Genomic DNA, 21,871 nt, shown 5'->3' on the forward strand with positions numbered 1-21,871 from the left:
CAGATAAAAACGAGGTCAGGGCGACCCGACGACATTCTCCTTCAGGTCGTGATAAGCGCGCTCGATATTTACATCGCGAAACTGCTTGAAGCCTGCCAAGTCTTCGTAACGGGGCAGAGAAAACTTCTTTTTCGTTTCCGTGAGAGAGTGGCCCTTCTCAATCAGAAACAAAATCTCGGAAACAAAGGCCCGCAGATAATTTTTGAAATCTGTCAGGTCGCTGCGTTTTGCAACGGGACCATAGCCCGGCACGATCTTTTCCGGACGCAATCGTTCCAGAAACTCCAGTGCCAGTATCCAATCCTGCATGTGACCATCCCCGAGGTAGCCCGCTCCCTTGTTGTAGAACAGGTCGCTGGTGAAGAGAATTCCAGATTCGGGAAGGTAGACCACGGTATCTCCCTCGCTATGGCCGCGTTCCATATTGGTCAGAATGATCGTGCGACCGCCCAGCTTCAAAGTCAGTCCCTGGTCGAAGAACACGACAGGAAAGCGGGTGGCCCTGGGCTCTGAAGCAAGGGCCTGGTAGGTCTGCCAGGACATGATGACATCCTTGTTCGGGGGAAAATCCAGGTCAATATGCGAAAAGCCTCGGTGGTGGTGGCAAAGGACAAAATAACGGATGGGATTGACCGTGACCATCGCCACCGCAGAGATCAGATCGCGCAGGGCCTCGGCGGTAAAATGGGCACCGGCCACCACCACGACATCTCCTGCCTCAATAATGATGGCATTGGACGAAGCCCGGCTGCCCGGTTGGGCGATGGCCGCGTAAACCCCCTCCTCAAGTTTTTCCAGGTGATAGCTGAAGGTGTTGGCCCAGGTGTTCCCGCTACTCAAAAGCAGGCAAAAAACAAGCAGAATCTGTGAAAACCGCATAAAGTTGACCTCTGGTTGATTAGATGATGCTTATTCTATCAGGGGTGCTTTATCCACGGCAAGATATTCCATCAGATATTTTACTATTGCAATCAGCAGGGGGATGGGCTATACAAAGCAGTTCATGCGCGATTAGCTCAGTTGGATAGAGCGTTGGCCTCCGGAGCCAAAGGTCAGTGGTTCGAGTCCACTATCGCGCACCAATAATATCAAGGGGTTACGGCATTCGCTGTAACCCCTTGTTCGTTCTGTGCCCATCTTGTGCCCATCCTGTGCCCAAAAAAATCAATTTTGACCCTTGGATGGCCGAAAACCTGTGTTTTCGGTCGTCCAAGGGTCATCCTCAAAATGACCCTTGGACGAACTCAAAAATAAATAGCCAGGCAGACTGGGAAGTTGTGAAACAAAAAATTCATGCCAATATGATTTTTTCCTTTTGGGTTCGAGGCTAATTGCTGTGCATTGACCTTTGGCCTAAAGCAACATGTCTACGCAGATAGTCTGCTTTTTAACGGATCTGATGGCGTCCTTGATCCCTTCGGTTTGCATTGCAGGGGTTCTAGTAACTACGTGCTCAGATCAATTTCAACCCTCCAAATAATGCAAGATGATTCATAAGACGCGACTACCTTTCTGCATCCGAGTGTCGTCGGTTGGAGTCTAACTTTGACATGATGCTGCCGTTTTGTAATGATTTGGTTGTGTGTATCTCTTTAAAATGAGGATGATGAATGGCGACCTATCTGGTTGGGCATATCCGTATCAAGGATGCGATCCTGTGGCAGCAATATGTCGATGGAGTCCGTGAATCACTGCGAGCCTTTGCCGCTGAGGTGGTGTTCCGAGGTGCGAAGACGGCAGTCCTGGCAGGAGAACATCCTTATGAACAGGTAGTTTTGATTCACTTTGCCGATCAAGCAATGTTGCAGCAATGGTTCTCTTCGCAGGAATATCAGTCCTTAATCCCCTTGCGCGATCGTGCCGCCGAGGTGATGATTGCGAGTTATGAAGGGTAGTTGGCGCGGTATGCGGATCATTCTTTTGGGAAATGCGGGGGCAGGCAAGAGTACGATGGCTCGGCATTTGATTCATAACAGGGCTATTGCGCGCCTCTCTATGGACGAAATCGCTTGGAATGAAGGCCCTGAGCGCAAACCGCTTGACGAGAGCATCCGGGAGTTGCAACGATTTTTTGAAAGCAACGACCAATGGATCATCGAAGGTTGTTATGGCGATCTGGTGGAGGCTACTCTACCGTTTTGTACAGAGCTGCGGTTCCTGAACCCTGGTATTGAGGTGTGTGTTGAGCACTGCAAACGAAGGCCATGGGAACCGGAAAAGTTTTCATCGCAGGAAGCCCAACAGGCGATGCTTGAACAACTTGTCCAATGGGTTCGAGAGTATGAATTTCGAGATGATGAATACGGTCTAAAGCGCCATCGTAGGATCTTTACAGATTTCAGCGGCCCGAAGAAGGAATACACAACTGTTACTTCCTACAAAGATGACTAAGGCGCTACCAACCGAATCAGGAGGGGTCAATGACAGAATCGTGCGCTCTCGCTGGAAAAAGCTGTATCCCTTGCAAAGGTGGCGTGCCACCCTTATCCGGAAAAGAATTAACTGCCCTGGCAGAGCAACTCTCTCCGGAATGGTCGGTTGAAAGCGGGCATCACTTGACTTGCACCTACACCTTTAAAAATTTCAAGCAGGCTTTGGCCTTTACCAATGCCATTGGAGAAGTCGCCGAACATGAAAATCACCACCCGGAAATCACCTTGACATGGGGCCTTGTAACCGCGCGGATCTGGACACACAAGATTGACGGGCTGACAGAAAGTGACTTTATTCTCGCGGCCAAAATCAGCGCACTGGAAAAACCGACGTCGTAGGTAATCCAGGGACCAAGTGTCGTATCAAGCTTCATTCCACATTGATGACCTGAAAAAGAAGCGCGCCGTTTCATTCATTTGGCAATCGCACAAAATAGAAGGAGAAACTGACGGATGATCGCAAAGACACTTTCAGCATGTATCACGACGACTAAGGTGGATGAGTCGCGAGATTTCTACGTGAAGCATTTCGGCGCCAAGATCACGTTCGACTGTGGGTGGTATGTGAACCTACGCTTCGGAAATGAAACATCTGAACTGCAGTTCATTGCTCCGCAGGAGCAAGGCCCTCCCGCGTGCAATCCGGCGGGGTTGATGTACAACTTCTGCGTGGAAGATGTCGATGCCGAGTTCGACCGTTTGATAGCCAGCGGCCTTACACCAGTGATGCCGATTGAAAATCATCCGTGGGGAGATCGCGGATTCGCCGTGCTCGACCCCAACGGAGTCATGCTCTACATCTATTCAGATCGAGAACCTGCTGAGGAGTTCAAGCAGTACTATAAATAATAGTGGGTCCACGCTCAACGTTCGCTTCTTCATAAAGTCAAGAAAAGATATAGCTATGGATGAATACACGCTCTTGATCGACCTACACAAGCAAGGCCATCGTCAAGGACCGGGCGGGGATGCCGAGACGGAAAAGGCTCTCAATCTAGCCATAGCCGATCGCACTGCGCCGCTGAAGGTTGCGGATATCGGGTGCGGTACGGGAGCATCTGCCCTCCTGCTTGCTAAACTCTTGAATGCCCGAGTTACGGCGGTGGACTTCCTTCAGGACTTTCTGGACGTGCTCAAGGAAAAAGCCGAAAATATGGGGGTAGCGGACAGAATCTCGACGCTTGCATGCTCCATGGACAACCTGCCTTTCGCCGACGAAGAGTTAGATGTCATCTGGTCCGAGGGCGCAATCTATAATATTGGATTTGAAAAGGGTGTAGCGGACTGGCGACGTTACCTGAAGGCGGGTGGTTTGTTGGTTGCGTCCGAGATTACATGGATCACCGGCTCGCGACCGCAGGAGCTCCAGGACCATTGGAATAGCGAATATCCCGAAATCGATGTCGCTTCTGCCAAGATCAGGATTCTGGAAAAGCACGGCTATTCGCCCGTTGGGTATTTCGTGTTACCGGAACATTGCTGGCTAGACCAGTACTACCGACCCATGCAGGCCCGTTTCGAAAACTTCCTGGACCGGAATGAAAACAGTGAAAAAGCACGCGCAATCGTGGCTGCGGAACGAAGGGAAATCGACCTCTACGAGAGGTACAAGGCTTACATCAGCTACGGGGTCTATGTCGCAAAAAAGATGGTGTAAAAAGTGAGCAAGACCTGCAGCCGCCTGACCACGTTAGCAGCAATAGGAAATTAAGTACGTGCGTGAATACCTAGAGTCAACGGAATACATTGATTGGAAAGCCCCGGAGGTATTGGCCAAAGCGAAGTCGTTGGCTGATGGCTTGGTGAGCCTTGACCAAATCGCAGAGAAATGCTTTGTCTTCGTTCGGGATGAGATTAAGCATAGCTGAGATTATGAGTGCAATCAGGTAACGTGCAAAGCATCCGATGTTCTTAAACAGGGTACGGGCTATTGCTATGCAAAAAGTCACTTGCTTGCTGCACTACTGCGTGCGAACGGCATTCCGGCGGGCTTGTGCTATCAACGTCTGACCATCAGCAATGATAAACCGCCGTACTGTCTGCATGGTCTAAATGCTGTGTATCTTGAAAGGCATGGCTGGTACCGAATTGATGCCAGGGGAAACAAGGCCGGTGTCTCGGCCCATTTCTGTCCTCCGATTGAGCGTTTAGCATTCTCGATAGTCTCAGATGGAGAGGCCGATCTGTTCAAAGGTGTGTTGAATCTCGGCAACACCTCTTCCAGCAACGTCCGCAAATGGGGGATGTCCCACTGTCCGTTGGCGAGTTCATAGACCTGCCGGCCGACCATCATAATCATTCGAATTTCGTTTTCTCGTAAATTCACCCAACCCCGATACGCTTTTCTGGCAGTCTCAGAAAGTGGACTTGCTACAAAAGCCCATTTCCTTTACTTCTCCCCCAGCTGAGGTAGAGTTAGAAAAATCTTTTCAAAAGGAGCGCCCATGACAGACAAGGAGGGGTTCAAAACAATTCTGCACTCTTTGTCGGACGGACTGGTCGTCGCCGACCAAGAGGAGAGAATTGTTCTCATGAACCCTGCGGCAGAGGAGATGCTCGGAGTTGCCTCTGCCGCCACGGTCGGCCTTTCAGTTCGTTCGCTGATCCCTGAAGACTCTCTACACTTCCGCCTCAATGCGCTGCTTCAAGGTGAGAAGGACCAAAATACATTCGATATTCACTGGCAGGGAGAGGGGGGCTTATCCCAGTTTTTCCGGGTGCGTCTTTCGGCTTACCCTCAAAAAAGTAGACGGTTAAAGGGGGTCATTCTACTTCTGGAAGATGTGACACGGGAGCACGAACTTGACCGGATGAAAAACGCGTTTCTCGCCACTGCCGCCCACGAGTTGCGCACCCCTCTGACTTCCGTTCTCGGCTATGTCGAGCTGCTACAGGAATCCGAGCACCTAACCGCGGAGCAGAAAAGTGAATTTCTAGGGTACATCGCCGAAAAAGGTGAGTGGTTGTCCCACCTGGTGGACAACCTCCTGGACCTTGGACGGATGGAGAGCGGACAGCCCCTGAATCTTGAGAGAACATCCTGGAACCTTCGAGAACTGCTTGAATACTCGGTCGATCCCTTCCGGAAGGCAGGAGCGAACCATCGCTTCATTGTTGAGGCGCCACCCCATTCCATCGTGGTCAGTGCGGACCGCTCCAGGGTTCTGCAGGTGCTCGAAAACCTGCTGACAAACGCCATCAAATATTCTCCCCGTGGCGGAGCGATCCGGGTAAGAGCGGTGGCCGGTGAGGGGGAAGTGCTGATATCCGTCACCGATGAGGGGATCGGAATGACGCAGGAGCAGGTTGAAAAAGTCTTCGACAGGTTCTACCGCGCCGATACCTCCACCACCGCTGTGGGTGGCATCGGGCTCGGGATGAGTATCGCCAAAGGGATCGTTGAAGCTCACGGGGGGACCATCCGGGTGGAGAGTGCCCCGGGGCGGGGCACGACTGTTTCTTTCACTCTTCCATGGTTGGGAACCGAAGCTCTTTCCCCCCACGACCAGGCCCAGATCATGGAAAGGCGCCAGGAGGCTGAACCGGAAGAAAAGGGGAGCATCAGGAGCGAACCAGGCCCCGTTATCTCAGAGGTTGAGCCGGAAATGAGAAGGGTCGAGCGGCTGACGGAGGTCGTGCAGAGGCTCAGCAGGGCGCGCGGGCTGGAACAGGTCATGGCGATCGTCCGTCGGGCCGTCCGGGAGCTGACGGGCGCCGATGGGGCCACCTTCATTCTGCGGGAGGGGGAATTCTCCTATTACGCGGCGGAGGACGCCATCAGCCCCCTTTTCGTCGGCAAGCGCTTTCCCCTCGACCAGTGCATCGGCGGGTGGACCATTCTTCACAACGCGCCGGCCCTCGTGGAGGACATCTCCGCCGATGACCGCATTCCCAAGGAGGCCTACACCTCTACCTTTGTTCGCAGCCTGACGACCGTGCCGATCGGAACGACAGCGCCGGTGGCGGCGATCGGAGCCTACTGGGCGATTCCACACGTGACCAGCGAAACCGAGTTGCAGCTACTGAAGATGCTGGCCAATACCACGGCCCTTGTGATGGAGAAGATCCAGTCCCAAGAGGAGCTGGAGCGCTCCGGCCGCAATGAATAGATGGGAATCCGTCGCACCGGACATTTCTAAGGAACCGCTCTGACCCAACTCGCGCAGCAGGCTGGAGGTATGGAAGAATAAAAAGATCAGCCAGTGCGATGGATTGATCTTCCAGGCCTAGGTGGCGCAGCGCTTCCTTTAGGGAAAGATTTAAAATATCTCAAAAACTGCAACGACTTAAGGGTGTTTGGAAAATTCTGTTCCAGCGACTGGTCGAAAAGAATTCACAGAGGAGTTCATCATGTCCCAGGAAAAAAACGGCAACATGACCATAGGCGCCTTGGTCGCCGAAGATTACCGGATTGCAGACGTCTTCGAGAAACACGGCATCGACTTCTGCTGCGGTGGTCAGGCAACCCTTGCCGCCACCTGCCAGGAGAACGATCTCGACCTGACGAAGATCCTGCAGGAGATGGAAACTGTGAAAAAGGAGCCGATTGGTCGCAGTGAAAACTTTGCGACCTGGTCTCTGCCGTTTCTCATTGACTACATCGTCAACACTCATCATGCCTATCTAAAAGAGAATGACGCGCACATTGTCGCCTACGCCCGCAAGATTGCCGAGGTGCATAGGGTACATCATCCCGAGGTGATCGAAATCGCCACCATCTTTGCCAAGATTGCCGATGATATGGCAGTCCACTTAAAAGCCGAAGAAGAGGTTTTCTTTCCAGCGGTCAAACGTGTCGATACGGCCGTCAGCAGCGGGCAGGACCCGCAATCTGATGACCGCGCCCTGATCAAATCCGAGCTGACAAAGCTGCATCGTGAGCATGAGCAGATTGGCGATGCCATCCACAAAATTCGGCATCTAGCTGCGGATTATGCGATTCCGGAGGACGCCTGCAATACGTTTGTGATTACTTATAAGAAGCTCAAGGAATTCGAGGATGATCTGCACAAGCATGTCCATCTCGAAAACAACATCCTCTTTCTAAAGGCGGCTCAACTCTGATCGGTGGCATGGCAAATGGTATTTGTGAATTCTTCACCTAGGCCTTTGCGCCTCAACCTGTTACCAACAAAGAGCAGCACAATCTAACGAAAAGATAAAGCTTTTCTGCGTAGTAACGGCAAGGCATCTTTTTCATTTGCTGCAATCTCTCTTGACAAAATCGACCAGACGCATAAGCCTCTTCATCGGTACTATCCAGGGGCTGGTGATGCAATCGCTGCTGGCCAGTGATCTGGATCGCATTCGCGATGATGCGCCGAAGGTCTTTGCCATTTTTTGCCGCGGTATCAGGAATATGCCATGAAACGCTTTCCCATCCAGAAACGCACCCTAGTCGTACTGGTCAGCTTGCTGAATTCGACGGCAAGGAAGGACAAAAGGCGTATTTTGCCTATCTCAAGTACTTTGTGGAAAAAAGGTCCGCATTGGCACGCCATCAGGCCGGATCTGACCTGACGGATGTCTTGAGTCATGCAAGCTCGAACGATCCATTAAATCACCCATTCTTGAACTGGAAACACCCCGATCACCAGATCGGGGGCTTTCACGAATCCCCCCTACAAAATGTTGTGGCTAATAGAGGGTGATTGCCGTTGCTTCATCTGTTGGTTTCTGCTATGGTGCCGTTACTATGAAAATTATCTTCCCAATACGTCCACAACAGAGCCAGGTTAATACGCCATTGGTGTATCCATGGCCAGGTGTGGGCATTTTGGGGCGCAGTGATGGAGTCTGATCAAGACTTCTGATTCGTTCCATATTTCGTTTACACAGGCCACAGACTTTTTCAAGTTTGTGGCTTTTTTTGTTTGGGCTTTATTCGCAATACGAGTCACAAGGAGAGAAAAAATGTTTTCTGAGTTTGCTGGCAGTTCCAGCCTGGTTGCTACTGTAGCTATCCCAGTACTGGTGTTTCTGGCTCGGATTCTTGATGTCAGTCTGGCTACTTTGCGGATTTCCATGGTGTATCGCGGACTCAAGAACTTAGCCGCGCCCCTAGGATTTCTCGAAGCGCTGATCTGGGTGCTGGCGATCTCACAGGTGATGCAGCACCTCGACAGCTGGTTCACCTATCTGGCGTTCGCTCTGGGGTTTGGTGCCGGTAATTATGTTGGTTTGCTGATCGAAGAGCGATTGGCTTTCGGTAATTTGATTTTACGGGTGATCACGCCGAATGACGATACAACCCTGACCAAGGCGCTGTGGGATGCTGATTTTGGCGTGACCAGTGTCTGTGCGCGGGGAGAATCGGGCCCGGTAAAAGTTATTTTTACCGTCGTTAAACGCCGCGATTTACCCAAAGCCCTGGGGTTAATCCGACAATTTAACCCTAACGCTTTTTACACTATTGAGGATGTCCGCTTTTTTAACGAAACCCACCCTCCGGTTGCGCGGGCGACCCGAGGTAGAAAGATTTTTCGATTCCGCTCGGTCAAAACGGCTTGAGCTTTATAACCAATCTGGTAAAGGAATGTAGAGATGAATGAGAGTACCCTGGTTTTTAGCGATTATGATGTCGAGCGTTTAGAGGATATTCTCGATGGCTACCGGTTTACGGAGTCAAAACGCGGGAGTTTCGATGCCCTGGCGGATGAACTGGGCAAGGGCAATGTGGTGGCGGCCAGCAAGATGCCACCCGACGTGGTGACCCTCAATTCGCGCATCCTTCTGCGCGATCTGGATAAAAATACAGAGTTGGAGGTGACCCTGGTGCTGCCGGCTAATGCTGATTTTGCCGCCGGACGGTTATCGGTGACCTCTCCGATTGGCACCGCTGTGCTTGGTTATGCGGTTGGTGATGAGATTAAATGGCAGGTGCAGGCCGGGGTCAAGCGGCTGCGGATTGAAAAGATTCTCTATCAACCAGAAAGTGCTGGGGATTTTCACCTCTAATCGAGGGCAAAAAAATATTAAAAGATACCGCTGGTTGAACGCAAAAACCCCGCCTTTAATCGTCCGGCGGGGTTTTTCTTGGAATGCTGTGGCCGAAAGACGCTAAGGGCGAGCTACGGATGGTGACCCGCCCACTTGATTTGAACGAACTGCGAGCCCTTGATGAGTGAGGCAGCTCTTTTCCACACAACAAACAAAAATCGACGGGCGGAGGAGCCCGGCCGTCAACCTGAGGGAAACGAACGTCCGTGGATACGCTATGCTCTTTCTCACGATATTTCGACGGTTGTTATCGGCTGTGACGAAGGAGTGGGCCTTGAATTGACATAAATCAAATGATTCTGACGGTGTAAGGGTTATCCTCATTCTAGGTCGCGGTCCTGGCATCCTTTCGTTGGGCGTATGGGAGCCTTGCGAGAGCGTTGCTCTGGCCGATGTCACAAAACCAGTGACGACAACGTTATACCTGGAAAGATGGATAACCATGAATCCCTCCGACGAGCAACTCATGACGGCCTATGCCGATGGAGATATGCAGGCTTTTGAGCTGTTGTATGCCCGGCACAGGGGACGCATCCTGGGCTACCTGTACAACAAGCTGCGTGACCGTGACGGGGCCGAGGAAGTGTTCCAGGCAACCTTTGCCAAACTGCATGCGGCCAGAGACAGATATCGCGAGGATATCCCTTTTCTGCCCTGGATTTTTACCATTGCCCGCAACGCGTTGATCGACCACCTTCGCAGGAATCAGGTGTACCGAAAAAATCTGGTGTTCAATGATGAGTCGATCATGAATGCCGCTGCTGTTGAAAGCTCTGATGCGCCTGTCGGCAATACCCTCGCCGGGCTGGCTACCCTCAGCCATCGACAGCGCGAAGTCCTTGAGCTTCGCTTTGATCAGGATTTTTCCTTTGATGAAATTGCCGCCAGGCTTCAGACCAGCAGCGGCAATGCCCGACAGATGGTCAGTCGTGCCATTCGTCATCTGCGCAAGGCACTGGGTGCAAGGAAATAACAATGATGCGAAAACGGGATCAGCAGAGTCAGGAACTCAATGAATTTGCAAGCTTTCTCGATGCACCCGGGCTCTCGCCGCGCCAGCATACCGAGGATGCCGTCATGCGTCTGGCCCGTGTTGGCCAAAAAACTTCAGCGCGCGCGGCTGTCACCAAGTTTCTTGCGATCCAGGTATCTTCCGGGCTGCTGACGTTGGCTGCTTGTCCTCAGTTCGGCATCGGAACAGGCGACCATAACAGCGCACTGCATGCCCTTCACGCCCACGTTCACCCGGCCCTTTACTATCTGTCGTGCGGGGTGCTGTTTGTTCTTTTTGGCGCTTTGCTCAGCGGCCTGGCTGCGAATCGTCGAGAGCTCAAAGCCATAGGGCGCGGCAAATATCTTTTCTTTGGCAGCTACAGTCTCTGTGCCTACCTGGCGCTGCTGCTCCTGGGAACCGAGTCGTTTCTGTTGCTCTCTGTGTTCTGGATTCTTGGCGGGGTGGCCGCCCATCTGGTCGGATTTGGACTAGGGCGACGACTGAAAGCTTTGCGCATCTAGAATATAGGATTTGACGAGTTACACAAAAAAAGGGCAGGTGCCGGCGGCATCTGCCCTTTTTTTGTGGAGGTGGCCTCTATTAATGGGCGTGCTCGCCATGAACTACGGCGACGATCCCTTCAACGAAGTGAACATATTGGACATAGGCTTCGACAAATTCACGGCCGACCTCAACGCTCTCATCAGCACGTTTGCGAAGTTCCAGGGCATGGGCAAAGCGGCTGCGCATTTCCTTGGCCACATGGGACGAAATGGCATCGGCCAGCTCATCAACAGACCCTTTTTCAAGAGCCAGATCCGCCTTGGCGATTGGCGCCTCAATGGTGCCGGCCGGTTTAATGCCGGTATAGGGCGCTCCTTCGCCAGCACGGTGAACGCGTACCAGGGTTTCGAAGAAATACAGATCGGCCAGCTCCTGTGCCTGGGGCCCAAGTCCTCGAACCTGCAGGGTTTGCGCAAATGCCTGGCGCACCTCGTTTTCATACTCAGGCATGACCCACTTGAGAAGCGGGGTGATATCGCCTTTTTCGAGAGCAACCCTCGCTTCAGTGATGACCGGTCCATCCAGGGCATCACAGTGTGCAGCCGCCATCTGGGGAATCATAAATGCCAGTGTGCCGACCAGAACCGCCAGAAACTTTTTGCCAGACACTTTTTTCTTCATCACAGCCAATCTCCTTTTGATTGAATGGGCCAGGTGACCCTCGGTTAGGGATTTCGCGTCGCTCTGATAAGTAGACGCATCGTGGTTTTACAGGTTGAAACGCAGGAGCCGGCTAGTTTGTGACAGAAAGAATAGTATTAGGGCACACTCTTTCAAACCTGAATCAGTGAGAGGCCGGTCTGGCCCGGAATCCGCATTCCATGGGAAGTGGATGAGATTTTCAAGTCTCCCCCAGTTTACAGGGGGGTAGCGAGACCAAACCTACAGGCAAGTTGACTTTGAAAGGATCAAAGTTACTCTCTTTTTAAACAGAAGGAGAAGGAGGTGACTTTCACGATGACAAAGGAAGAATATTTTCAACTCAACTCTTTTTTGCGGAATTTTTTCGCAGAAAGCGGAAAAATTTGTTTTACCGCATCTGCGATGGGGATTCTCGTTGATTACTTTGGACAACAAATAGCGAAACAATTTGACTCACCCAATACCTTGGTGAATTGCTGGGAATCAAACAGAGAAAGTTTCCTTGAAATTTTGATCGAAGAGGCAAAAGAGAAAGGCCACGTTATCACTATTGGCAGTGATGAAATCCCAATCATCGGCGATGATGTTATTAATAATGGAATTGCACGGTGCCCTAAAATGCCCGAATTTGGTAGTGACAAGACGCCCGTCATGTTAAGAGGTCGAGTTGAGCCCTTGAGTGAGGCATGAATCAGATGAAATTTAACATCGAGGTTCACATTGTCGATGAAAAAGGTCAGGAGGTAAAAATTCCTTTTGGCCAACAAACAGAGAAGGTTCATTCACAAGAATCCGTGTATTCCATTCCAAAAGGAATTGATTATTACCGCGACGCGACAAAATGGTTGGTTGCGCTATCGTCCGGAGCAATTGTTTTTGCCTTTGGTTTTTTTCAACAAGGTGAACACTCTTTATATGAGAAAATTATTTTTTCTTTGTCTGGATTTTTCTTTTTTGTCGCTGCTTTTTCTGGAATCTTGTCTCATCTAAACTTAATCGAACTGGCTTCGTACCGAGAAAAGAAAAGTCAGATTGATAAAACTAAGGATATTGAACAGTTAAATAAAAACAAGTCTTTTTATTTCAATATATTGATTTTTTCTTTTGCATTGGGGATGTTCATCCTCGTTGGTTTTGGATTTATGAAGATTTTCTCTGATAATGACAGGCAAGAAAAAATCAATGAAATAATTTTCTATCAAGTTGGGGCTGATGATCAAAAAAATTATATCCTCATGGATAAAAACTCAAATAAAGCATGGATTGTAGATAGGCTTTTCTCTGGCGACTTGACTCTGAAATCCTTATCAGAACCTGGGGTTCATCAGGTTCAAGAAAAAACCTTAGAAGAATCCGATAAAGATGCTCCTCCGAAGTAGTTTTTCTTTTTATAAAAATCTTCTGTCAGGAAGTCGATTTCGGTTTTATTTCTAACGGCGATTCAAGTCGGCGATGTCCCGCTGTCCCGAATCATGCAGAATCTCTCCTTTCGCTATACCCGGTGGGTGAACTGGCGACACAACCGAAGTGGCCATCTTTTTCAGGGTCGCTACAAGGCGGTTCTGGTCGAGACGGATGCGTATCTTGTGCAACTGATCGGCTACCTGCACCTCAATCCTCTACGCGCCGGCATGGGCACAGTCCCGGGCGATTATCCGTGGAGCAGTCATCGCGCCTACCTTGGGCTGGAGACTATCCCCTGGCTCACCACCCGGCTGGCTCTGTCACAGCTCTCCGGCGACCCGGTCAAGGCGAGAAGACTGTTCGATGATCTGGTGGCTGACCAGTACGGTGAAGGCCACCGCGAGGAATTTCACGGCGGCAATTGCGACGGGCGAATCCTTGGCCAGGACGCTTTCGTTGAGACAGTGCTGAGAAAAACAGGCGAGGTCGCCTTGACGAAGCCGGGCCTTGCGGTCATCCTGACGGCCGTTGAGAAACTTTACGATCTCGGCGACAAGGACCTGTCGGGCGCGGGACAAGGCCGCAAAATATCCGAGGCCAGGGCCATGGCCGCCTGGGCGGTCAGAGAGCTGAGTGATGCCACACTGACCGATCTGGGCGGTGCGCTCAGACGGGACGTCACATCTCTAAGCTCTGCCGCCCGGCGGCTCACCACACGAACCCAGGCAGATGCGGATCTGCAGCTGAAGATCTCTCGGCTACGGGTGCTGGTCGACAAGTTTGCAAGTTCGCAAGCCTGACCCCAGACGCACAGGCCCTCCCTCAAGGTAAATTCTCAAGATGGAAGGTTGTCAGAAGTTGACAGCCCCGCGAGTTCTGGCGTTTCGTCAGTCACCGGCGCCGAGTAGATTCCGGGCGCAATCTTCACCAAAAGTGGTATCTTTTTAGTGCAAGGCTTCTTGCACCGGCACCGCCCCGGCCTTGCCAGGATCACCATGCCGAGAGCACGTCGAGCAAAAGCCGTTCTGCCCTGGAGGACATCATGGGAAAAGATAAAACGAGCCAACTGCGGATCCTGCACGGCCATCTCGTGGATATCGACAACGATATCGCTGTCATTGCAACGCCCATCGAACAGCTCAATACCCTGCTCGGAGACGTCATCGATCTTCTCGGCAAGCCGAAGACGTTCAGCGACGATCTGAAAACCATTGGCGAGATCCTCGGGAAAATCCAGTCCATCGCCAGCGACGCGGACTGGCTTCCCGAAGTCGGACAGGTCGCAAGTTCTCTCTCGAAAGCCCTGCTGCCCGTCGTGAAGGAGCCGCCGCCGGCCGGTGGCATCGGCGAGATCAGAACCAGTCTCAACGAGATCGATGTGATTCTCACCCCCCTGCAGAACAAACTCAAAAAGGCTCAGGGCGCTATCCAAAAAGTTCTCAAGGTGATTCACGGCGTTGCATTCGACGTCCACTCGCTCGTCAACGGCACGCACGCCCTGATGCAGCGCTATGCAGACCACCCGCCAGAGAACGTCGAGAAGTGCGCCAAGGGACTCAACGAAGGGATCGAGACGGTTGCCGACGAGTTGCGCTGCGCCAGAGAGCAGGTCGCGAAGCAGCTCAATGAATACCTCTCGCCCTTGAAGAACGTCGAAAACGCCTTCCACCGCGTCGACGGCTACCTGAAGATGATCCAGACGGTGTACGAGGACCTGAGCCTCTATTCCAAGGCGCTGCGCGAGGTGGAAAACGCGGTCAACACGGCCGCCTCCTATGGGAAAAAGAAAGTCGAGTATCTCTTTACCTGGGTGGGTCGGCATACCTATCCGGATTTATATGAAAAGATCAAAAAGAAGCTGGACAGCGCCAACACATGCGTCAATCAGATGGTGGGCAAAATCGCGAATCTCGCACTCGCCCCCATGAGGCAGGCGGTCAGCACACTCGAGGACGAAGTCGCAAGAGAGGTGAACAGGATCCCGGAGATCGCGGCCCTCGAGGACGAAATGGCCTCCGCGCAGCGGACCTTGGAAAAACTTGAGCACGAAATGGTCGCTGCTGTTTCGGGGGAATGTGCCAAAATACTGGGAGAAAATCATTTTTCCTGCGGGTAATGGTGAAACTAACTTCTTGGGGTCGGACCAAGACAAGTGCCTAAAACTTAAAGAAAATCCCCTGAAATTACCCTTTGAAAACAGGCTATGGGGCGATTTTTGAGGGGGAAATCAGCGCATTAGGCAAAAGGAGGGGGATGGCAAGTTACCTGTCTTCGCAATCAGAGTTTGTTGAGGAGATAAAAGACGGTCTGGGGATCAGGGGCCGATACCGGGAAGTAAGAAATGCCGTCCGGGAGTGTATTTTGCGGGAAAACGAGCTTAGATGGGGCATTTTACAATCAAAAAGTGGTCTCTAAGGCTTCTGGGGCGGCTTTTTTTGCGAGGAAGTGACGCATTAACGCTATGTTGCGCAGGTCCGACCCGGCTTAGTTTCGATCGATCGGTGAGGTTTCGTCAATCTGCCACTGGTACGGGGATGGACGTTATGCGAGAAGCCCGATCACGGCGGAATGGAGGTGATGCGTGGCAGTACATGAAGGATCGGGCTTTGTCTCACGTGTGCTGACGACCATCGGTCTGGTGGTGCTGGCCGGGTTGACTGTCTACTTTTTCGGCCTGCTGGTCGAAGTTCTTCTGGTGATCTTTGCGGCAGTATTGCTGGCTGTCGCGATTACCGGCGTGCGTTGCATCATCCATGACCGTACGCCCCTGTCGGAGAGGTGGTCGCTGGTCGCTACCTATTTGCTGATCGTCGTACTGATGGCCGGTGCAGGCGCCGTGATCTGGCCCCAGCTTTCCGAGCAGATACCGAAGTTCATCGAAAAGGTTCCAGAAGCGTTTGAACAACTCAGCGAAATGGCTGGCCGGATGCCCTGGGTCGAGGGAGCGATTGAAAGCGTCGGTGACACTGACGGTGGCAGTGGCGGGAATAACAATGGCGACAGTGGTTTCAATATACCCAGCCATCTGCTAGGGGTTTTCTCCACCACGCTGGGCACCATCACCAACCTTTCCCTGATCGTTTTAATTGCTATCTATTTCACCCTGTCCCCGAAAGCCTACGTACAGAATCTGCTGATCCTGGTGCCCCGCGCCCAGCGTAAACGCGCCGAGGAAGTGATGCAGGCCCAGACCAAGAGCCTGCGTTTCTGGTTGCTGGGACGTCTGGTGTCCATGGTGTTCGTGGGCGTGTTGGCCGGGATTGGGCTCATGCTGCTGGGGGTGCCAATGGCCTTTACGCTGGGCCTGATTGCCGGAGTGGCAACGTTTATCCCTTACATCGGCCCGATTCTGGGCGCAATTCCGGCTCTGATGGTCGCGTTGCTGCAAGGCCCGATGTTTGTACTCTACGTGGCCATCCTCTATTTGGTGGTCGAGACTGCCGAAAGCAGCTTGATCGCCCCTTTGGCCAACAAAAAGGCGGTCCACATCGCCCCGGCCTACACCGTCATCATCCAGCTCGCCGGCGGCGTTATCGCCGGTATCCCCGGAGTCATAGTGGCAACCCCCCTGGCTGTGGTTGTCGCTGTCACCATCCAACTCCTCTACGTGGAAGATGTCCTGGGAGAAGATGTTGAGATATTGGGGAGTTGAATCAGGGAGGATTGTCCAAGGATCCGGGAGATCCCGGTCCAAACCAAACCGGCGCATGAGCCGGGCGTTGGGCACGAAGGTCCGATTGACAAAGTGTAGCCTTGTGGCTACGCGCTCTCAGGAGAACGAACTCCCGGATTCGACACCATCCTAAAAGTCCTGGCAGCGCTGGGTTTGAAGTTGCATGCGGAAGCGGTGCATATCCCTAATCATGCCCAACAAACTGCGCCGCCCGACGCCGCTATGCGGCACGGGTGAGCTCTGGTATTGTAAAGATCTCAGGTCCTAAAGGGTTGAAGCTGATCCGGGGATTTTACACACTATGTGCTGCCCTTTTGAGAATGGCCGAAAGCATGTCGAAAAATGCCCAAAGCGGGGCTTGGACCGATCAGATCGAGGCCTTGAAGAAAAAAATCCAGAAACTTGAGGAAGATCGCCAAAACGCACTGGAACAACTGCGCCGGCTGCAGGGATATCAGCATGCGGATAATGGCGTTTCCGATCAGTCTCGCACAGATAGTAAAATACGCGAGAATTCGGAAGTGCGATTTTTTATCGAGCAAGCTCCGGTAGCCATTGCGATGTTCGATCTTCAGATGCGCTATGTCGAAGCCAGTCAGCGCTGGCGCCAAGTTTTTGGGCTAGAAGACCGCAACCTCAAAGGGGTTTCCCACTACGAGATCTTCCCGGAAATTCCGGATATCTGGAAGGCGGCCCACCGCAGGGGGCTGACCGGAGAAGTGGTGACGGCCAGGGAGGATCGCTTCGAACGCGCTGATGGCAGCGTGCAATGGCTGCATTGGGAAATCCAACCCTGGCGTGAAATCTCTGGCGCGATAGGCGGCATCATCATTTTCTCTGAGGACATCACCGAGCGAAAACAGGCCGAGCTGGCGATCCGGGAGAGTGAAGAGAAATTTCGCGCTCTCAGCGAAGCCATGTCCCAGATGGTCTGGGCCTCTGACCTTTCGGGCAGGGCCAATTACTTTAATTCCAAGTGGTTCTCCTACACAGGGCAGAGCTATGAGGAAGCGAAAAATCTCGGTTGGTTGAACACTCTGCACCCCGAAGACGTGCCGCATGCCCAGGAGAGGTGGACCTTTGCGGTGGCCAACCGCGAGCCCTATGAAGTCGAATATCGGATCAGGGGAAAAGATGGCCGCTACCGTTGGTTTCTCTCCCTGGGGGTCCCGAAGCAAGGGCCATCATCTGAAGTCGAGCGCTGGATCGGCACCTGCACGAATATCAGCGCCCAAAAGGAACTCGAACAGGAACTGATTGCCGCCAGAGAAGCGGCTGAAGACGCGAGCCGCGCGAAAAGCGAATTTTTGGCCAATACCAGCCATGAGATCCGCACACCCATGACCGTTTTTATGGCGGCCATTGAGCATCTGCTGCAGATCGACACAAATCCCGAAAGGCGGGAACTATTGCAGATGGCCGAAGCCTCGTCAGAGCGCCTGCGAAACCTTATCGAAGATATCCTTGATTTCTCCCGGATCGAAGCAAGAAAGCTGGAGATCGAAAATACCCCTTTCTGCCTGCGCGACTGCATTCGCGAAGTGCTCGACATGTTCACCATGGCTGCTCAGAAAAAGAGCCTCCGGTTAGAGCTGAATGTGGCTCATGACATCCCTGACAAAGTCATTGGCGACTCTCACCGGCTTGGGCAGGTACTGGTCAACCTGATCGGCAATGCCGTCAAGTTCACCCACCAAGGAGAGATTGTCCTATCCGTGCGCCCCCAAAATGAGTGCTTGGAATTTGCCATCGCCGACACGGGTATTGGTATCCCGCTTGAGAAACAGGAGATTCTTTTCCAAAGTTTCAGTCAGGCTGACAGCTCCCTGACCCGCCGGTATGGCGGTTCGGGGCTGGGTTTGGCGATCTGCAAGGGCTTGGTGGAACTGATGGGCGGAGAAATAACGGTTCGAAACAGAAAGGGTGGCGGAAGCGTTTTCACTTTTACCGTGCCCTTGAAATATCCAAATGCGCCGGAACCTTCTGGAGCGGGGGATGGCGCTGTGACGGAAGGATCAAACTCGGCAGTGCGCATTCTCCATCCTTAACTCACCGAAATGTGCCAAGGCATCGTGGAAGGGCAGCAGGAGGAGATCGACCAGATGCAAGAATGGCTGATGGAATGGTATGGATTCTGTAATTACGGTCCCACTTGCATTCTTCCCAGGTACTCTCTCCATATGCCCAGAAAACCTCGCATTCTTTATCCAGGCGCGCCTTACTGACAGAACTGGGCGCAATCCATGGAGGGGACGCCACCTCTCTGAGCTCTGCCGCAAGGCGTTTCACTACGCGGATCCGGGCAGATGCAGCTCTGCAGCAGAAAATCGTTCAGATGCAGGAGATGGATTGCCCAGTTTGCTGGTTTACAAGCCTGACCCGGATCTCGCAACAGGGCTTCGAGATCAGGATTGAAGGAATCTGCCGATTGACAATAATTTACTAATGAGGTATCAAGACAAAACTGCATTTTCAGAGGGGGGCTGAAGATGAGGGAATCATCACACTGATTATCAAACGCCACCGCGTCGGCATTATGCCGGTCGGTGGCGTTTTTCTGTTTCAAGCATTGTACATTTGTGAGGGGGGTATGATCAACAGGGGAGGGCGGCAAAGACAGGCGCACCATGTTGCCGCAGTCGTTGGTGCCTGCTTTAAGAGAGCATATGAACCATGTTAAGAAGGTTCATGAAAAAGACCTGAACGATGGCTGGGGGAGGGTGCCGTTACCAAACGCCCTTGACCGGAAATACCCGAAAGCGTCATGGGATTGGCGCTGGCAGTGGGTTTTCCCCCAGGGCAACCGCTGGAAAAACAAGAAGACCGGCGAAGAGGGGCGGCATCATATACACGAAACCATTCTGCAGCGGGCCGTTCGAGAGGCAGTTTTTAAATCCGAAGTGGTTAAGCGAGTCGGCTGCCACACCTTTCGCCACTGTTTTGCCACCCATTTGTTGGAAGCGGGTTATGACATTCGAACCATTCAGGAACTATTGGGGCATAAAGATATCAGTACCACCATGATTTACACACACGTTTTGAATAAGGGCGGAAAGGGAGTCAGCAGCCCTTTGGATGGACTTTGAACCAGCTTAGGCATATCTGTATATACCAGTCACGGTAAAGGCATTAGTGACTGCAACATGCCGAAGTATTTGGCAAATGCGGGTTTGTCAGCAATTCAGTCGGGAATTATATACAGCTCGGACTTTCTGTGTTTACTTTTATATACAGAACTGTCTATTTATTGTTAGAAATTTAAAAGGAGAATAAAGAAAAAATGGGCATCACTGAGGTTTTTTTAAATGTAATTTCTAGCATTGTCGCTAACAAAATCAGTGAAAAGATTCCACCCATTAACAAAGAAGAATCAAAAAGTATAAATTCGACGATTATTGAAGAGAACATAAGCAAAAACGAATATTATCTCAAAGCTAAGCCACTGGGGGATGGCTGGGATAGTTTCTACAAAATTATGCCTAGCCTATTAAAAAGCATAGAATCTGTAAATATTTTTTTGTTTATCGAAGCGCAGCCGAGCACTTTTTATAACCTTGTATCAATTGTCATTGAAGACAATCGAACCGGTGACTGGTTTCCATTTGGGCAGAAAATTTCTTTTCAGGGGAATCATGGCGGTTGGGCAATGACAGAAAACTTTTATAATTGCCTAAAAAAAGCAACAGAAGATCATAAAGATATAAAAATGAGTATTAGGGTAGCAAAAAACGAGGACCTGAAAGGTTTGCTTGAGGGTGTGATTACTTGGGCGAATTTTAAAGACAAAAGTATTCCAGCCTTTATAACCGAAGACATGCATTATAAACAACTTAGAGACAGATTCATAAATGAACTTGTTGATAAAAAGAATTTCTAACACAAGCATGAACACGGACTGTTGAATCAGCCGCGGTTCTCGAAAAGGACTCTACTAAATTGAACCAGTACGACGCAGCCGGTTATTCAAATCCGTTAGGCTGAATCCAGATTTGAGAATACTTCAATGAAAAGAATAGAAATAACTATATCTGTTTTTGCTCTTGTTGTTGCCATTACAAGCGCATCTTTTTCGTTGTATACCTATTTTCAACAGCAAAACATTATGTATCTGGAAAAAATTGAGAATATAGGAAAAGACTATGTGGGCATGATGCTGAATGAACATTTTATTCAAATAAACACAAAGATAGTGAACATAAGAGCAAAGCACCCAAACTGGTCTGAGCTTGAACAGACTTTTGAGGACGATCCACAGGCAGATAACAGCTGTTCCGGTGCAGGAAATTTAATAGATAATTACAGACGTCTATACTTTGAAAGGCTTTCGGACTTGGTTAAGCTCTATAATTCATCACGTCGAAAGGACGAAATAAAAAAGATTCACATGTTCAGTGAAGAGTTGGGTATGTATACTGTAACACTGATCCAGGCCGCAGAAGATGTTGAAACTAATTTGAGCTTGTACGACAATTGTTTAAAGAAAGCCCAATCAAGGAAAAGATAGTGACTTATTCAAATTTGCCTAATTGCCCCGTTAGCGCAACGAACAAAGGAGAAAGAAATGAACTTAGCAGATATAAAAAAAATGAGTACAGTCGAACGATTAAAAACTATGGAGGCGCTCTGGGATTCTCTTTTATATGAGAATGAGGAAATGGAAAGCCCGGAATGGCATGAAAAAATTGTCGAAAAACGGCAAGCAAAAATTAACAGCGGAAAAGCAAAATTTATCAGCTTGTCGGAATTGAAAGCGATCCGAAACCAATGAAGATCAATGACGTCTTTATTTTGGAAGAAGCCGTTGATGATATGAGTGAAGGGAAAGATTTTTATAACCTCAGAGAATTCGGGGTCGGTGAATATTTTTGGGATTCATTGATTTCCGATATTGAATCACTGATCATTTATGCAGGAATTCATAAGAGGGGGTTCGGTTTGTATAAAATGTTTGCCAAGCGATTCCCTTATGCCATTTATTATGAAATCGAAAACAATTTTGCTTATGTCGTCGCAGTATTACCCATGCGCCGAGATCCAGCATGGATTGTCGAGCAAATAGGGGATAGGCGCTAACCCGCCAGTCCACCGGATTGCCATTACGCTGCCGCTCCATGGCCACCGGTGACCGGCAACGTCAGCGCCGTAAACATATTTAATCACATT

24 protein-coding genes, 1 tRNA gene and 4 pseudogenes are annotated in these 21,871 nt (G+C 51.0%); 27 read left to right on the forward strand and 2 right to left on the reverse strand.

All coding sequences use genetic code 11. The annotated features are described in order from the left end of the window. Nucleotides 1–15: 15 nt before the first annotated feature. Nucleotides 16–879: an MBL fold metallo-hydrolase gene (locus GFER_RS00555; RefSeq protein WP_040095127.1), complete on the reverse strand. Its 864-nt coding sequence runs from the start codon at nucleotides 877–879 to the stop codon at nucleotides 16–18. 126 nt (nucleotides 880–1,005) lie between these two features. Between GFER_RS00555 and GFER_RS00560 the strand changes: the two genes are divergently transcribed. The 15 genes and pseudogenes from GFER_RS00560 to GFER_RS00620 all read left to right on the forward strand — a co-directional run bounded on the left by GFER_RS00560 (nucleotide 1,006) and on the right by GFER_RS00620 (nucleotide 10,946). Next, a tRNA-Arg gene (locus GFER_RS00560) sits at nucleotides 1,006–1,082 on the forward strand. Between the two features lie 528 nt (nucleotides 1,083–1,610). Then, nucleotides 1,611–1,895 carry a DUF1330 domain-containing protein gene (locus GFER_RS00565; RefSeq protein WP_040095129.1) on the forward strand — a complete coding sequence of 95 codons (285 nt, stop codon included), beginning with the start codon at nucleotides 1,611–1,613 and terminating at the stop codon, nucleotides 1,893–1,895. Beyond that, a complete protein-coding gene (locus GFER_RS00570) occupies nucleotides 1,885–2,391 on the forward strand; it encodes a P-loop NTPase family protein (RefSeq protein WP_200889273.1) in 507 nt (168 codons plus the stop codon). Before GFER_RS00565 ends, GFER_RS00570 begins: the two co-directional genes overlap by 11 nt. A 29-nt stretch (nucleotides 2,392–2,420) precedes the next feature. Further along, nucleotides 2,421–2,771: a 4a-hydroxytetrahydrobiopterin dehydratase gene (locus GFER_RS00575; RefSeq protein ID WP_040095133.1), complete on the forward strand. Its 351-nt coding sequence runs from the start codon at nucleotides 2,421–2,423 to the stop codon at nucleotides 2,769–2,771. A 114-nt stretch (nucleotides 2,772–2,885) separates the two neighbouring features. After that, nucleotides 2,886–3,281, forward strand: coding sequence for a VOC family protein (locus GFER_RS00580; RefSeq protein ID WP_040095135.1), 396 nt, complete (start codon nucleotides 2,886–2,888; stop codon nucleotides 3,279–3,281). A 55-nt stretch (nucleotides 3,282–3,336) separates the two neighbouring features. Then, complete coding sequence (locus GFER_RS00585) at nucleotides 3,337–4,089, forward strand: class I SAM-dependent methyltransferase (protein WP_040095137.1); 753 nt, start codon at nucleotides 3,337–3,339, stop codon at nucleotides 4,087–4,089. Nucleotides 4,090–4,147: 58 nt separating this feature from the next. Continuing rightward, nucleotides 4,148–4,618, forward strand: a pseudogene (locus GFER_RS19645) (transglutaminase-like domain-containing protein); the annotation flags it as partial. A gap of 258 nt (nucleotides 4,619–4,876) precedes the next feature. After that, the gene (locus tag GFER_RS17335; RefSeq protein ID WP_052445815.1) at nucleotides 4,877–6,541 is read left to right on the forward strand and encodes an ATP-binding protein; all 1,665 of its coding nucleotides are present in this window, start codon (nucleotides 4,877–4,879) and stop codon (nucleotides 6,539–6,541) included. A 241-nt stretch (nucleotides 6,542–6,782) separates the two neighbouring features. Then, the gene (gene ric / locus GFER_RS00600) at nucleotides 6,783–7,496 is read left to right on the forward strand and encodes an iron-sulfur cluster repair di-iron protein (RefSeq protein ID WP_040095139.1); all 714 of its coding nucleotides are present in this window, start codon (nucleotides 6,783–6,785) and stop codon (nucleotides 7,494–7,496) included. A gap of 175 nt (nucleotides 7,497–7,671) precedes the next feature. Further along, nucleotides 7,672–7,800 (forward strand): annotated as a pseudogene (locus GFER_RS19475) (TetR/AcrR family transcriptional regulator); the annotation flags it as partial. Beyond that, the gene (locus tag GFER_RS19065; protein WP_167334939.1) at nucleotides 7,745–8,083 is read left to right on the forward strand and encodes a cytochrome b5-like heme/steroid binding domain-containing protein; all 339 of its coding nucleotides are present in this window, start codon (nucleotides 7,745–7,747) and stop codon (nucleotides 8,081–8,083) included. The pseudogene GFER_RS19475 and the gene GFER_RS19065, both read left to right, overlap by 56 nt. A gap of 262 nt (nucleotides 8,084–8,345) precedes the next feature. Next, nucleotides 8,346–8,942 carry a DUF2179 domain-containing protein gene (locus tag GFER_RS00605; protein WP_052445816.1) on the forward strand — a complete coding sequence of 199 codons (597 nt, stop codon included), beginning with the start codon at nucleotides 8,346–8,348 and terminating at the stop codon, nucleotides 8,940–8,942. A gap of 33 nt (nucleotides 8,943–8,975) precedes the next feature. Then, nucleotides 8,976–9,389, forward strand: a complete 414-nt coding sequence (rnk, locus tag GFER_RS00610) for a nucleoside diphosphate kinase regulator (protein WP_040095142.1) — start codon at nucleotides 8,976–8,978, stop codon at nucleotides 9,387–9,389. 484 nt (nucleotides 9,390–9,873) lie between these two features. Continuing rightward, nucleotides 9,874–10,404, forward strand: coding sequence for an RNA polymerase sigma factor (locus GFER_RS17340; RefSeq protein ID WP_052445817.1), 531 nt, complete (start codon nucleotides 9,874–9,876; stop codon nucleotides 10,402–10,404). A gap of 2 nt (nucleotides 10,405–10,406) precedes the next feature. Beyond that, on the forward strand, nucleotides 10,407–10,946 hold the full coding sequence (locus GFER_RS00620; RefSeq protein ID WP_040095144.1) for a hypothetical protein: 540 nt from the start codon (nucleotides 10,407–10,409) through the stop codon (nucleotides 10,944–10,946). Nucleotides 10,947–11,025: 79 nt separating this feature from the next. On the opposite strand, the gene GFER_RS00625 is transcribed toward GFER_RS00620, so the two are convergent. Then, entirely contained in the window at nucleotides 11,026–11,610 is a 585-nt protein-coding gene (locus tag GFER_RS00625; RefSeq protein ID WP_040095146.1) for a DUF6448 family protein, read from the reverse strand. A 324-nt stretch (nucleotides 11,611–11,934) separates the two neighbouring features. Between GFER_RS00625 and GFER_RS00630 the strand changes: the two genes are divergently transcribed. The 12 genes and pseudogenes from GFER_RS00630 to GFER_RS00685 all read left to right on the forward strand — a co-directional run bounded on the left by GFER_RS00630 (nucleotide 11,935) and on the right by GFER_RS00685 (nucleotide 21,781). After that, nucleotides 11,935–12,321 (forward strand): hypothetical protein, encoded by a 387-nt coding sequence (locus GFER_RS00630; RefSeq protein ID WP_040095148.1) that lies wholly within the window; start codon nucleotides 11,935–11,937, stop codon nucleotides 12,319–12,321. Between the two features lie 5 nt (nucleotides 12,322–12,326). Further along, complete coding sequence (locus GFER_RS00635) at nucleotides 12,327–13,010, forward strand: hypothetical protein (protein ID WP_139172125.1); 684 nt, start codon at nucleotides 12,327–12,329, stop codon at nucleotides 13,008–13,010. Nucleotides 13,011–13,103: 93 nt separating this feature from the next. Beyond that, complete coding sequence (locus GFER_RS00640; RefSeq protein ID WP_052445818.1) at nucleotides 13,104–13,835, forward strand: helix-turn-helix domain-containing protein; 732 nt, start codon at nucleotides 13,104–13,106, stop codon at nucleotides 13,833–13,835. A 242-nt stretch (nucleotides 13,836–14,077) separates the two neighbouring features. Beyond that, nucleotides 14,078–15,151, forward strand: a complete 1,074-nt coding sequence (locus GFER_RS00645; protein ID WP_040095152.1) for a hypothetical protein — start codon at nucleotides 14,078–14,080, stop codon at nucleotides 15,149–15,151. A 465-nt stretch (nucleotides 15,152–15,616) separates the two neighbouring features. Further along, the gene (locus GFER_RS00650) at nucleotides 15,617–16,687 is read left to right on the forward strand and encodes an AI-2E family transporter (RefSeq protein WP_082047729.1); all 1,071 of its coding nucleotides are present in this window, start codon (nucleotides 15,617–15,619) and stop codon (nucleotides 16,685–16,687) included. Nucleotides 16,688–16,798: 111 nt separating this feature from the next. After that, nucleotides 16,799–16,945: pseudogene (locus tag GFER_RS19650) on the forward strand (addiction module antidote protein); the annotation flags it as partial. 95 nt (nucleotides 16,946–17,040) lie between these two features. Next, on the forward strand, nucleotides 17,041–18,756 hold the full coding sequence (locus tag GFER_RS17345; RefSeq protein WP_161807366.1) for a PAS domain-containing sensor histidine kinase: 1,716 nt from the start codon (nucleotides 17,041–17,043) through the stop codon (nucleotides 18,754–18,756). A 552-nt stretch (nucleotides 18,757–19,308) separates the two neighbouring features. After that, a pseudogene (locus GFER_RS00665) lies at nucleotides 19,309–19,794 on the forward strand (tyrosine-type recombinase/integrase); the annotation flags it as partial. A 194-nt stretch (nucleotides 19,795–19,988) separates the two neighbouring features. Next, the gene (locus GFER_RS00670) at nucleotides 19,989–20,585 is read left to right on the forward strand and encodes a hypothetical protein (protein WP_040095159.1); all 597 of its coding nucleotides are present in this window, start codon (nucleotides 19,989–19,991) and stop codon (nucleotides 20,583–20,585) included. Between the two features lie 126 nt (nucleotides 20,586–20,711). Further along, nucleotides 20,712–21,212 (forward strand): hypothetical protein, encoded by a 501-nt coding sequence (locus GFER_RS00675; RefSeq protein ID WP_040095161.1) that lies wholly within the window; start codon nucleotides 20,712–20,714, stop codon nucleotides 21,210–21,212. Between the two features lie 57 nt (nucleotides 21,213–21,269). Next, entirely contained in the window at nucleotides 21,270–21,476 is a 207-nt protein-coding gene (locus GFER_RS00680; RefSeq protein ID WP_040095163.1) for an addiction module protein, read from the forward strand. Then, on the forward strand, nucleotides 21,473–21,781 hold the full coding sequence (locus GFER_RS00685) for a hypothetical protein (RefSeq protein ID WP_040095165.1): 309 nt from the start codon (nucleotides 21,473–21,475) through the stop codon (nucleotides 21,779–21,781). Before GFER_RS00680 ends, GFER_RS00685 begins: the two co-directional genes overlap by 4 nt. Nucleotides 21,782–21,871: the final 90 nt, after the last annotated feature.

This window comes from Geoalkalibacter ferrihydriticus DSM 17813 (genome assembly GCF_000820505.1).
In the GTDB taxonomy this organism is placed as follows: domain Bacteria; phylum Desulfobacterota; class Desulfuromonadia; order Desulfuromonadales; family Geoalkalibacteraceae; genus Geoalkalibacter; species Geoalkalibacter ferrihydriticus.